The following is a 12,049-nucleotide window of genomic DNA, read 5'->3' as shown; positions in this document are numbered from 1 at the left end:
CATGCCCGAACGTCATCTCGGTCTTTCGATCTTCTGCCACGCAATATTGCTAATCGGCGCGATTTTAGTCTGCCTGCCGCTCTACTTCGCCTTCGTCGCCGGTTCGCTCACCTTGCAGGAGGTTCAGCAGGCGCCGTTTCCGGTGGTGCCGGGTTCGCATTTCTTTGAAAACCTGGCCGCCGCCTGGCAGCAGGGCGAATTCTCCCAGCTTTTCCTGAATTCGATCATCGTCACCGCCGGCATCGTCCTCGGCAAGCTGGCGATCTCGCTGATCGCCGCATTCGGCGTGACCTATTTCCGCTTCCCATTTCGCATGACGGCGTTCTGGCTCATCTTCGTGTCGCTGATGCTGCCGGTCGAGGTCCGCATCATTCCGACCTACGAGGCGGTCGCCGATGCCGCAGGGCCGATCCGCTGGCTGGCCGGGACGATCGGGCTTTCCGGCGTAGTCGAGAGCCTCACCGGATACAGCATCGAGGCCTCGTTGAAATGGAACATGGTCAACAGCTATTCCGGCCTGATCCTGCCGCTGATTGCCTCGGCCTCGGCGAGCTTCCTGTTCCGGCAATTCTTTCTGACGGTTCCGGATGAACTTTGTGAGGCGGCCAAGCTGGACGGCGCCGGTCCGCTGAAGTTCTTCAAGGATATCCTTCTTCCGCTGTCGAGCGCCAACATCGCGGCCCTGTCGATCATCCTGTTTCTCTATGGCTGGAACCAATATTTGTGGCCGCTGCTCTTCACGACCGACAAGGAAATGGGGACAGCGGTGCTCGGGCTGAAGCAACTCGTTCCGGTCTCCGACTCCGCACCCGCCTGGAACATTGCAATGAGCGCGGCGCTGCTCGTCATGCTTCCGCCTGCTGCCGTCATTCTTTTCATGCAACGCTGGTTCACCAAGGGGCTGGTGGACTCCGGAAAGTAACACGCGACATCTCAAGGACATTCAGACGATGGTGCATATCATCGGCCACCGCGGTGGCCGCAATCTCTGGCCCGAGAACAGCCTCTCGGGCTTCCGCAAACTTGGGCAAATGCCGGTCGATGGCGTGGAATTCGACATCCACCTGACGCGTTCGGGCGAAATGCTCGTCATTCACGATCCGACGCTCGATCGCACGACGGATTCGCAGGGCTTGGTCTCCGACCTCAGCCCCGGAAAACATCGTGAAATCAGCCTCAAGGACAGCGACGGGGAGGCGATCCCGACGCTGGAAGAGGTGCTTGCCGTCTTCAGGGATACGCCGCTCGAGCTTCATATCGAACTGAAAACCCATGCCGATGGAACGCCTTACGAGGGGTTGGCCGCCAAGGCATTCGCCGCCGTCGAGCGGCTAGGTCTCCTGGAGCGCTCGATTCTGACGAGCTTTCATCCCGATGTGCTTGCCGATATTCGCAAGGCCGCTCCCGGGATTCGCACCCTGTCGTCCTTCGATGCCAAGTCGGCCGAGCGTCTCGGCCTTGCCAGCGGTCTCAGCCTGATGAAGCAATGCTCGGATATCATCGCGGTCGAACGGTCGCTGCTTCAGGCGAAGTGGGACGAGATCACCAAGCTCGTGCCGCTCGACCGGCTCGGGGCCTGGGTTCCGAACGAAATGAGCGATCTCGAATACTGGCTTGCCAAACCGATCCGGCAAATCACTACGGACCGGCCGGATCTCGCCCTGCAGGCGCGGAGGTGAGGCATGCTCGATAGCCGCATCGATCATCCCGGAACGCGAGGCGCCATGGACAGAATCGACCTCGTAATCTTCGATTGCGACGGCGTGCTGATCGACAGCGAGCCGATTGCCAGCCGTACGCTCGCGGAAACGCTGCAAGGCGCAGGTATCGCGATCAGCGCGGGGGAGGCCCATGTCAAATTCACTGGCAACTCGGAAAGCATCATTGCCGAGATGTGTCGGCGCGAATACGGGATCATCGATGTAGCCGCGCTGTTCGAGAAGTGGCATCTTCATCTCTTCGAGGAATTCGCCCGTTCGCTGACGCCTATTGCCGGCATTGCCGAGGTCGTCAGCAGCCTCGACCGTCCGAAATGCGTCGCATCGAACAGCACGATGCGGCGGCTGCGCAACAGCCTGGGCAGACTGGATCTCTGGAGCGCATTCGGCGAAGGCGTCTTCAGCGCCGAATTCGTCTCCCGGCCGAAGCCGGCCCCCGATCTGCTGCTGCATTGCGCACAGCGTTTTCGGGCCCGCCCGGCCAGATGCATCATGATCGATGACAGCGTTCATGGTGTGGCGGCGGCAATCGCCGCAGGCATGACGGCCATCGGTTTCGTCGATCCGGCCGATCCGAGGCCCGGCCGCCGCGCCGTGCTCGATGCCGCCGGAGCCGCCGCCGTTGCGACAGGGGCAGGGGAGCTCACCGCCATTCTGGAAAATGTCGGAGGGAGGTTGTGATGGCGCCCCAGGCGGAGGGCGCACTCAGCGCCCAGCCTCCTTGCCAAGTCGTCGCGACCGCGTAATGTCAGCGTCCCTGGAGGCGGGATCTCTCCAGACAACAGACTTTGAAATTCGACCGCAGCTGTTAATCAACTCGATCCCTGGCGATCCGAAACGAGAGACCATGAGCGACACATATCATCCCGCAGAAGCCGGCGCCAAATATGTCGTCGGCATCGATGTCGGCACCGGTAGCGCCCGGGCCGGCCTGTTCGATATGGCCGGCAGCATGCTTGCCTCCGCTAAGCGGAATATCAGCCTGTTTCATGAAGCCGGGTCCATCGTTGAGCAATCGAGCAAAGAAATCTGGAGTGCCGTCTGCGCGGCCGTGCGAGAGGCGGTCACCGCAGCCGGCGTCGATCCGGCCTCAGTGGCCGGCTTGGGGTTCGACGCCACCTGTTCGCTCGTGGTCCTCGGCGACGGCGGCAAGCCGCTTCCCGTCGGGCCTTCGGAAAATCCGGACCGAAACATCATCGTCTGGATGGATCACCGCGCCGTCCCGCAGGCGGAGCGCATCAATGCGTTTGGCCATGATGTGCTGCGCTATGTCGGCGGCCGCATTTCTCCCGAGATGGAAACGCCCAAGCTTCTCTGGCTCAAGGAGAACCGCCGTGACGTATTCGATGCCGCCTGGCAATTTTTCGATCTTGCGGATTTCCTCACCTGGCGGGCGACCGGCGACCTCTCGCGCTCGACCTGCACGGTCACCTGCAAGTGGACCTATCTCGCCCATGAAAAGCGCTGGGACAGCAGCTATTTCCACCAGATCGGCCTTGGCGTGCTGGTAGACGAAGGTTTTGCCCGTATCGGTACGTCGATCGTCGAGCCAGGTTCTTCGCTCGGCAAGGGACTGACCGATGCTGCGGCGGAAGAGCTCGGCCTGGTGCCGGGCACGGCCGTTGCGGCCGGGCTGATCGATGCCCATGCCGGCGGCGTCGGAACCGTCGGCGCCGATCCGCAGGCCAATCTTGCCTATGTCTTCGGGACCTCCTCCTGCACGATGACATCGACGGCGGAACCGTCTTTCGTTCCAGGGGTCTGGGGACCTTACTATTCGGCGATGGTGCCGGGCCTCTGGCTGAACGAGGGAGGCCAGAGTGCCGCCGGCGCGGCGATCGACCAGCTCCTCTCCTTTCATCCGGCGGCCGGCGAGGCGAGGGAGCTTGCAAAGAGCGCCGGCGTTGCGCTGCCGGTCCTGCTCGCCGACATGGCCACCCGCCAGACGGGCCGTGCTTCCGATGCAGTCAAGCTGGCGGCCGGGCTGCACGTCGTTCCCGAATTCCTCGGCAACCGTGCGCCCTTTGCCGATCCGCATGCCCGCGCCGTCATTGCCGGTCTCGGCATGGAACGGGATGTCGACAGCCTGGTCTCGCTCTACGTTGCCGGACTTTGCGGCATCGGCTACGGCCTCAGGCAAATTATCGAAACGCAGGCCGAGGCCGGCGTGACGGTCGAAAACATCGTCATCAGTGGCGGGGCAGGCCAGCATGATTTCGTCCGCCAGGTGCTCGCCGATGCGAGCGGCAAACCGGTGGTGGCGACGAAGGCCGAGGAGCCGGTGTTGCTGGGAGCGGCCATTCTCGGGGCCGTCGCCGGCCGTCAATTTGCCGATGTTGGCGAGGCGATGAGCAGACTCACGAAGGTGGAAAAGCGCTTTCAGCCGTCTGACGGTGACGTTTCAGATCTCCATCGCAAGCGTTACGAAGCATTCAAGGAGCTTCAGACGCTGGCGCGCAAGCTTCGCAGCGATGGCTGACGTCGCTGCGCCACAAATGTCGCGGGCTAATTATTGATGGCGATGATCGCCCAATGACTCTCGTCGCAGGCGTTGTCGTCGCAGACCGCGCCCATCCAGACGGCGCCATTTGCAAGCATGACTCCTTCGCTGCTGACGAAGAGATCCTCATATTGTTGGCGCCCGACAGCGCGGCGGGTCTCCAGCGTCACGAGATCGTCGAAATTCTCGATGAAATCCTCGGCGTTTTCGATATCGTAGGTTTCTCCATCTGCCTTTACGCTCAGCGGATATTCGGCAAGTCCTGCGATGGTCTCTGCATCGCCGGTGCGCATCGCCTGGACGAGCTGGCGCAGCGGCCGGTCGAAGCCGGCGGCATCGCCGTGCAATTCCTCGATCCGATTATAGACCTCGCTATCCGACTGCGCGGCGGCGCGGTCGGTGAAGGGCGTCGTCGCCAGGAGCATCGCTCCGGCCAGGAGAAGGGCAGATAGACGCGACATGGAAGCCTCCGGGCAAATGACATTCCGCAGCATTATGCAATCTCAATCCGGTCTCCGCCTATCCAATTCTGGTGCCGCACCGGCCTTTCCCGTATAAAAAATCCGCCGGGCCTGCTTGACGCCCCGAACGGATTGTCGCATAAACCTCACGAACCGTACCGTACGGTACGTACATGGGAGCCAGCATCGTGTCCGTCGATACCGCAGATCCGAGCGAGTTTTCGCCGCGCCAGAATGCCGTTCTGGAGCAGGCGCTACGTCTGCTCGTCGATGGCGGCGAGAAGGCGTTGACGACCTCGGGTGTGGCACGTGCCGCTAACTGCTCCAAGGAAAGCCTTTATAAGTGGTTCGGCGACCGTGACGGGCTGCTCTCGGCGATGATCGCCTATCAGGCGAGCAAGGTGCGCACCTTCGAGCGCAACGGCGAGCGGCTGACGGCGACGAGCCTGCACGACCATGTCGTGATCTTCGCACGTGATCTGCTTGAAGTTCTTGCGGGCGACGTCTCGCTGGCGCTGAACCGGCTGGCGATCGGCCAGTCCCATCGCGACGGCTCGAAGCTCGGCAAGCTCCTGCTCGAGCGCGGCCGGCGCCAGATCGATCGGCGCGCGATGGCGCTGATCGACGCCGGAAAGAGGGCGGGGCTGCTGCGTTTTTCCGATGCCGACGAGGCTTACCACACGCTTTACGGCCTTGTTGTCTCCGACCTGCATGTGCGCATGCTGCTCGGCGAGCCGGGCCTCAAGGATACTGCGCGCCAGGCGGAGAGGGCGGTGACCTCCTTCCTCCGGCTCTACGGCACGGAGAAGGTTCTGGCGGAGATGCCGGCTCTCGGCTGATTTCGCCTTAATGACAATCAACAGGACAAGCACAAGGGAAGGAACTTCAAATGCGCGTCTATTACGATCGTGATGCCGATCTCAACCTCATCAAGGCCAAGAAGGTCGCCGTCATCGGCTACGGCTCGCAGGGCCGCGCCCATGCGCTGAACCTGAAGGACAGCGGCGCCCAGAACGTCGCCATCGCGCTGAAGGCCGGTTCTCCGTCCGTCAAGAAGGCAGAGGCCGATGGCTTTAAGGTCATGACGGTTGCCGAAGCCGCCGGCTGGGCCGACCTGATGATGATGGCGACGCCGGACGAACTGCAGGCCGACATCTACAAGTCGGACATCGCTCCGAACATCCGTGACGGCGCTGCCATCGCTTTTGCCCATGGTCTCAACGTTCATTTCGGCCTGATCGAGCCGAAGGCTTCCGTCGACGTCGTCATGATCGCCCCTAAGGGCCCAGGCCATACGGTTCGCGGCGAATACCAGAAGGGCGGCGGCGTTCCCTGCCTCGTCGCCGTTCACCAGAACGCTTCCGGCAATGCTCTTGAACTCGCTCTCTCCTACGCCTGCGGCGTGGGTGGCGGCCGTTCAGGCATCATCGAAACCAACTTCCGGGAAGAGTGCGAAACCGACCTCTTCGGCGAACAGGTCGTTCTCTGCGGCGGTCTCGTCGAACTCATCCGCGCCGGTTTCGAAACGCTGGTCGAAGCCGGCTACGCACCCGAAATGGCCTATTTCGAGTGCCTGCACGAAGTGAAGCTGATCGTCGACCTGATCTATGAAGGCGGCATCGCCAACATGAACTACTCGATCTCCAACACGGCCGAGTGGGGCGAATACGTCACCGGCCCGCGCATCATCACCGAAGAAACTAAGGCCGAGATGAAGCGCGTCCTTAAGGACATTCAGACCGGCAAGTTCACCTCCGAGTGGATGCAGGAATACCGGTCGGGCGCCGCCCGCTTCAAGGGCATCCGCCGCAACAACGACAGCCACCAGATCGAGGAAGTCGGCGCGAAGCTGCGCGGCATGATGCCCTGGATCGGCAAGAACAAGCTGGTCGACAAGTCGGTCAACTAAGCTGTTCGAGTAAAGCAAAATAGCGAGGCCCGGAGTAAAGCTCCAGCCTCGAGGCTGCTGATAACCCCCGGCTGAGCTGGGGGTTATCTGATTCATTGCGACATGCTGAAGAACCTGATCCAAAACAGGCTGCAATCGAGCACCGGTGGGTGGTGATCACATCACGCGAACCAGGAGGCGAGCCTCGGTTTATTGGGAACGTAAATGGAGTTGGTCGGTTAGAGAATATTCTTTCGATCTGCTTCAGGGACCAGATGCCTAAGGCCGGGATTCTTACCTTTCACCGCTGCATAAATTACGGCTCTTATTGGCAGGCACGCTGTCTGGCCGAGGGCCTCGCGTCCATGGGGGTAGAAGCCGTTCTTCTGGAACACATGTCGGACCGCGTGAACCGCGCAGAATGGCGATGCGCGCTGCAGCCGCTGCTTCCTGCCGCAACGCCGAAGGAAGACTACCCGCTCTACAAAGCGAAAATCCGGAAATTCTTTCACTCGTTTGCCAGCCTGCCCCTTTCGCCGCCTTTTCCGTTGGAGAATCCAGCCGGGATGGATGATTATTCGCTCATCATCGTCGGCAGCGACGAGGTGTGGAACCTCCGCCATCCCTGGTATGGCGGGTATCCGGTGTTTTATGGAGAGGGCCTGCGATGCAGGCGCCTTGTCTCCTATGCCGCAACTTTTGGAAGCCTGACGTCATCGGAGCGGCTGGAGGGTTGGGCGGAAAAGCTGCGAAGGTTTTCTCATATTTCGGTCCGGGACCTCCATTCAGAGCGGATCATCCGCGAGACATTGGGACTGGAGCCAGAACTCGTTCTTGACCCGTGCCTGCAATTTCCGCAGATGCTGAACGCGAGCAGAGATGGCCGGGAGGCGGCATCATATATAGCCGTCTACGGGCATAGTTTCCCCACGTGGTTCCAGGATGCGATGCGCCGATGGGCACGAGACCGGGGCTATCCGCTTGTCAGCATCGGCTATCGGAACGATTGGGCCGACGAGCAATGGATTGATGCCGGGCCGGAGGAATTCGCTGGGTTCATCTCCGAAGCAAAGGCTGTCGTGACGAATTTCTTTCACGGGTGTGTGTTCTCGCTCATCAATGAGAAGCCGTTTGCATGTGTCCTCTCCGACTACCGCTCCAACAAGATTCGCGATCTAACGCAGCTCGTGCGAGCCGAACATCATGTGCTGACCGAAGATGCGATCCCGTCGCTAGACGTTATCCTTGGCAACCCGCTTCCTACGGGCATTTCGCAGCGAATATCCTCCCTGCGTCATAGATCCAGCGCCTATCTCAGCCATGCCTTGCAATAGCTCCGGTCAACATAGTCGGCTCGCGTCCGGTATTGCTCCCAAGGATATTATGGGCTCCGGCCTCTGCATCGGCTGCGGATCCTGCGTCGCAAAGTCAGCGCGACCTGATGTGCGCATGGAACTTGACCGATACGGCCAGATGAAGCCGAAAGGCCCGAGGACTTGGTTGCGGGGTCGCGATGAAGATTTGGCCCGAACCTGCCCGTTTTCCCCGGTGGCCCGGGACGAGGAGCAACTGGCGGCCGAATATTTTGCCGGCGCGAAAAACCAAGACCTTCTAGTGGGTCGTTACGAGGCTGCCTTGGTCGGCCATGTCGAGGAAGGGGAATACCGTTCCAACGGCAGCTCCGGAGGTATGGTCACCTGGGTGGCGGCGGAATTGCTGCGCCTGGGGCTCGTCGACTGTGTCGCTCACGTCAAGCAGAGCGATGATCCGCAATCGGAAGGGCGCCTGTTTCATTATTCGCTGTCACGTAATCTGCAGGAACTTCAGGCAGGCGCCAAATCTCGATATTATCCAGTCGAGCTTTCCGGAGTGCTTCAGTCCATTCGCGGGGCCCCCGGTCGGTATGCCGTGGTTGGCATTCCCTGTTTCATCAAGGCGGTGCGACTGGCCTGTGCCGACGACCCAATATTGAAGGAGCGAATTGCCTTCACGCTTGGGCTGTTTTGCGGCCATATGAAAAGCGCGCGCATGGCCGAGAGCTTCGCGTGGCAGATGGGCGAGGACATTCGGCACGTCAAACGCCTCGATTACAGGATAAAGTCTCCGGATCGGCCTGCGAATTGGTATCGGGCTCAACTGACGCTCGAAAACGGTGAGACGTGTGCCCAAGATTGGTGGCATCTGGCCGATGGGGACTGGGGTGCAGGCTTTTTTCAGAACTCCGCCTGCAATTTCTGCGACGACGTCGTTGCAGAAACGGCCGATATCGCTTTCGGGGATGCGTGGAAGGAGCCATACTCATCTGATGGAAGAGGAACGAACGTGGTGATCGTTCGCTCAAAAGCACTTCTAGATGTTGTAGAAGCGGGGATAGATCAGAAGAGGCTCGCGCTGTCGTCTGTCGACGCCGATTTTGTTATAGCTACCCAGGCTGCGGGATTCCGTCAGCGCCGCGAGGGCCTCTCATTCCGTTTGACCTGGCCTCGTAACGGTATGCGCCCGCGCAAGCGCGTCAGTGCCCGCAGCGATGGACTGTCTCGTCAGCGCAAGGCGGTCTACATCATGCGTTACGGGATCAGTCATTGGAGTCATCGCGTCTTTTCAATCGCCCAGTTCCTACATAGCCCCAGACTTTACATTCTGTGGGCTCGTGCTGCCTTGGCATGCTATCAGGGAGTGGCCTATTCCCGAGGACCGATCGGCAGGATAGCTCGGAGCCTGGGTTTAGCCGGCTCCGAGGGACGCACGTGATTCAAGACCCAGCAATCGGGCAGCTGATCTCGCGACGCGCGACACATATCCGCTATCCTGGCGGGGTGCATAACGTTCGACCATTTCTTCGCAGAAACCGGCGAATTCTTCGGGCACCAAGGGGGGACTGGTATGGTGCGGCGCGATACCCCGATGCTCCGGCGTGAAGCAGAATGTCACCGTTACGTCGAAGTCTTCGAGGGCCTGCATCTGTCGGTCGAACCAATCGAGAGCATTAGGCCGGAATCGGTCCGCCCAGGAAAGCCCAGTGCGCACAGATTTCACGCCCAGCCGTCTCATCCAGGCAGCCGCCTCCTCCAGTCGCGGGTCTTCGAAGTGGAACCATTGCACCAGCCCGAAATCCGGCGTGTGTTTGGCAAACTCCTCAAGCGCCGGCTTGGGCGTTCCGTCTTCGCGCAGAATTCCCATATAGTAGTGCCGATAGTAGGAGGAGCCTTCAGCTTCGCGATGGCGCGTTGTTGCCTCCCATGACCGGGGGAGGTCGTAGAGGCTGTACCATTGGCAGCGCTCGACTTTACCCTTGAGCAACTCGGCAGTTCGCTGCAGACCCCACAACTGCACTTCCTCCGCGCCGAAGGTCGAGACACCGACTTCGCTGACCCAGATGGGCAGATCTGTGACAGCGCGAATTTCGTTGATTTTCTCCGGCCACTCATGAATCTGCCACAGGTTCCAGTCGAGGGGGAAACCATGCAGCGCGACGGCGTCGAGGTGATCGAGCACGCCGTAATTCTTCATGCGGCTGATAAAGAAGGGGTCGATTGGAGATATTCCGCCGAGCACCTTCGTCAGTTCCGGATTCTTGGCTGCGATGGCATCGGCCGCGAGGATTGCCATCTGCGCAAACAGGCTCCATTCAGGATCGATCTCAGGATCCCAGTGCGATTTGTTGTTGGGCTCGTTCCAGATCATCGTAGCTTCGATCATTTGACTTCCCCGGAAAGGATTTAACGAACGGGTTATAAGGGCACTTCGTTGAGCGTGATCATTTTGGCGCCCCAGTCGCCGACTACAAACGTTGTGACGGAGGCGGGCGCGATATCAAATCTCGGCCAGGCATCGATCGGCAGTCCCAGAACATGACTCACGGCCGCCTTGATGACATCGGCATGAGACACCAGCGCAATGCGCCTATCGTTGCCGCGGCCGGCCAAAGTCTCTATAAGGCCGAAAATCCGAGCCTGGACGTCCAGCATCGTCTCGCCTCCGGGCGTGCGGGTGAGGCTGCGTGTGGTGTTCCAGCGGCGCCACAGGGGATCGTCATTGAGAACGTCGAAGGTCTTTCCGGACCAGTTTCCGAAATTCACTTCGTCCAAAGCATCGTCTGATTGCGGCAGAGACAGGCCACAGGCTGATGCTATACCGACTGCCGTCTCCCGTGTTCGTTCGCGCGGGCTGGTGTAGATCTCATTGATGTCCTCGCGGCGCAGCCTCTGCCCGAGCCGCTGAACTTGCGAGCGGCCGGCTTCGCCAAGCGAAACTCCAGCTGTGCGGCCCGCCAGGAAACTCCCGACATTGTCGTGCGCGGCGTGACGTATCAGGAAGAACGTTGCCGTCATTCCGCGGCTCCGCGCAGAACATCCTCCTGGTCATCGATGAAATCCTGCGTTCGGCGACGGGCCTCGTAATCGGTGAATTGTTGTGGGGGCGATTTCATGAAATAGCTCGACGGCCCTGTCAGGGCTCCGCCCACGCCTCGGTCGAGGGCCAGTTTCGCGCAGCGTATTGCATCGATGACAACGCCGGCGGAATTGGGGGAGTCCCATACTTCAAGCTTGAGCTCGGCATTGAGCGGCACGCCCCCGAAGGTAGTGCCCTCCAGACGAATATAAGCCCATTTCCGGTCGGTGAGCCATGGGACATGGTCACTTGGTCCGACATGTACATCGTCGGCAGGAAGCGGAATATCCAATTGGCTGGTGACCGACTGGGTCTTGGAGATTTTCTTTGATTCCAACCGCTCCCGCTCCAGCATATTGAGGAAATCGGTGTTTCCGCCGAAATTGAGCTGATAGGTGCGATCCACACGGACGCCCCGGTCGCGGAAGAGATTGACGAGCATTCTGTGGACGATCGTTGCGCCCACCTGGCTCTTGATATCGTCGCCGATGATCGGCAGCTTTCGAGCAGCAAACTTCTGCTGCCATTCCGGTTTGGAGGCTATGAATACCGGAATGCAATTGATAAACGCGCAACCTGCCGCCAGTGCCTGTTCGGCGTACCATTTCGTTGCTTCTTCCGAGCCAACCGGAAGATAGGAAACCAGCACTTCGGTCTTGGTTTGCCTGAGGATTTCGGTTACGTCCGTTGGGGGCTCCGGAGATTCCTCGATCCGATCCTGAAGATACCTCCCTATCCCATCCATCGTCCTGCCGCGTTTAACCTCGACTCCAATCGGGTCGACATCCGCGAAACGCTGTGTGTTGTTTGGCTCGGCGTAGATCGCTTCCGCGACATCACGCCCTACCTTTGAAGCCGCGACATCGAAGGCGGAGGATATTTCAATATCGCGCACGTGATATCCACCGAGTTCAATGTGCATGAGGCCTGGAACCGGCTCGTTTTCCCGCACGTTATCATAGTAGGTAAGTCCTTGAACCAATGACGAAGCGCAATTGCCAACTCCCACCAATCCAACGCGAATGGATTTTGAACGCATGGTTCCCTCCAGGGGCTGCTTGCTGAGGCATCTACAAAGCTAACAAGCGGG

Annotated in this window: 12 protein-coding genes; 8 read left to right on the top strand and 4 right to left on the bottom strand. The window is 60.0% G+C overall.

Annotated features, from left to right (window positions below):
• The first annotated feature begins 1 nt into the window (after window position 1).
• The 4 genes from J2J98_RS13845 to J2J98_RS13830 all read left to right on the top strand — a co-directional run bounded on the left by J2J98_RS13845 (window position 2) and on the right by J2J98_RS13830 (window position 4,197).
• Window positions 2-922: an ABC transporter permease subunit gene (locus tag J2J98_RS13845; RefSeq protein WP_207601354.1), complete on the top strand. Its 921-nt coding sequence runs from the start codon at window positions 2-4 to the stop codon at window positions 920-922.
• A 28-nt stretch (window positions 923-950) separates the two neighbouring features.
• Complete coding sequence (locus J2J98_RS13840) at window positions 951-1,679, top strand: glycerophosphodiester phosphodiesterase family protein (protein WP_064705502.1); 729 nt, start codon at window positions 951-953, stop codon at window positions 1,677-1,679.
• A gap of 3 nt (window positions 1,680-1,682) precedes the next feature.
• A complete protein-coding gene (locus tag J2J98_RS13835) occupies window positions 1,683-2,399 on the top strand; it encodes an HAD-IA family hydrolase (RefSeq protein ID WP_207601353.1) in 717 nt (238 codons plus the stop codon).
• A gap of 166 nt (window positions 2,400-2,565) precedes the next feature.
• Complete coding sequence (locus J2J98_RS13830; protein ID WP_207601352.1) at window positions 2,566-4,197, top strand: FGGY-family carbohydrate kinase; 1,632 nt, start codon at window positions 2,566-2,568, stop codon at window positions 4,195-4,197.
• Window positions 4,198-4,223: 26 nt separating this feature from the next.
• Here the strand turns inward: J2J98_RS13830 and J2J98_RS13825 are convergent, their stop codons facing one another.
• The gene (locus J2J98_RS13825) at window positions 4,224-4,679 is read right to left on the bottom strand and encodes a hypothetical protein (protein WP_138393226.1); all 456 of its coding nucleotides are present in this window, start codon (window positions 4,677-4,679) and stop codon (window positions 4,224-4,226) included.
• Between the two features lie 173 nt (window positions 4,680-4,852).
• Here J2J98_RS13825 and J2J98_RS13820 point away from each other — a divergent pair, with 173 nt between their 5' ends.
• From J2J98_RS13820 to J2J98_RS13805, 4 genes are all read left to right on the top strand, one after another.
• Complete coding sequence (locus tag J2J98_RS13820; RefSeq protein ID WP_171049154.1) at window positions 4,853-5,518, top strand: TetR/AcrR family transcriptional regulator; 666 nt, start codon at window positions 4,853-4,855, stop codon at window positions 5,516-5,518.
• 50 nt (window positions 5,519-5,568) lie between these two features.
• A complete protein-coding gene (gene ilvC, locus J2J98_RS13815; RefSeq protein WP_207601350.1) occupies window positions 5,569-6,588 on the top strand; it encodes a ketol-acid reductoisomerase in 1,020 nt (339 codons plus the stop codon).
• A 254-nt stretch (window positions 6,589-6,842) separates the two neighbouring features.
• Entirely contained in the window at window positions 6,843-7,901 is a 1,059-nt protein-coding gene (locus tag J2J98_RS13810; protein ID WP_138393485.1) for a polysaccharide pyruvyl transferase family protein, read from the top strand.
• A gap of 115 nt (window positions 7,902-8,016) precedes the next feature.
• Window positions 8,017-9,318, top strand: coding sequence for a Coenzyme F420 hydrogenase/dehydrogenase, beta subunit C-terminal domain (locus J2J98_RS13805; RefSeq protein WP_207601349.1), 1,302 nt, complete (start codon window positions 8,017-8,019; stop codon window positions 9,316-9,318).
• On the opposite strand, the gene J2J98_RS13800 is transcribed toward J2J98_RS13805, so the two are convergent.
• Genes J2J98_RS13800 through J2J98_RS13790 form a run of 3 tightly spaced genes read right to left on the bottom strand, consistent with a single transcriptional unit; the run spans window position 9,292 to window position 11,998 of the window.
• Window positions 9,292-10,266 (bottom strand): hypothetical protein, encoded by a 975-nt coding sequence (locus J2J98_RS13800; RefSeq protein ID WP_064705496.1) that lies wholly within the window; start codon window positions 10,264-10,266, stop codon window positions 9,292-9,294. The genes J2J98_RS13805 and J2J98_RS13800 overlap by 27 nt on opposite strands.
• Window positions 10,267-10,298: 32 nt before the next feature.
• Window positions 10,299-10,898 (bottom strand): histidine phosphatase family protein, encoded by a 600-nt coding sequence (locus tag J2J98_RS13795; RefSeq protein ID WP_207601348.1) that lies wholly within the window; start codon window positions 10,896-10,898, stop codon window positions 10,299-10,301.
• Window positions 10,895-11,998, bottom strand: a complete 1,104-nt coding sequence (locus tag J2J98_RS13790) for an inositol-3-phosphate synthase (RefSeq protein ID WP_207601347.1) — start codon at window positions 11,996-11,998, stop codon at window positions 10,895-10,897. Before J2J98_RS13790 ends, J2J98_RS13795 begins: the two co-directional genes overlap by 4 nt.
• Window positions 11,999-12,049 lie beyond the last annotated feature (51 nt).

This window comes from Rhizobium bangladeshense, from assembly GCF_017357245.1.
Classification (GTDB): domain Bacteria; phylum Pseudomonadota; class Alphaproteobacteria; order Rhizobiales; family Rhizobiaceae; genus Rhizobium; species Rhizobium bangladeshense.
Note: the sequence above shows the minus strand (reverse complement) of the source record. Positions and strands in the feature narration are given on the sequence as shown.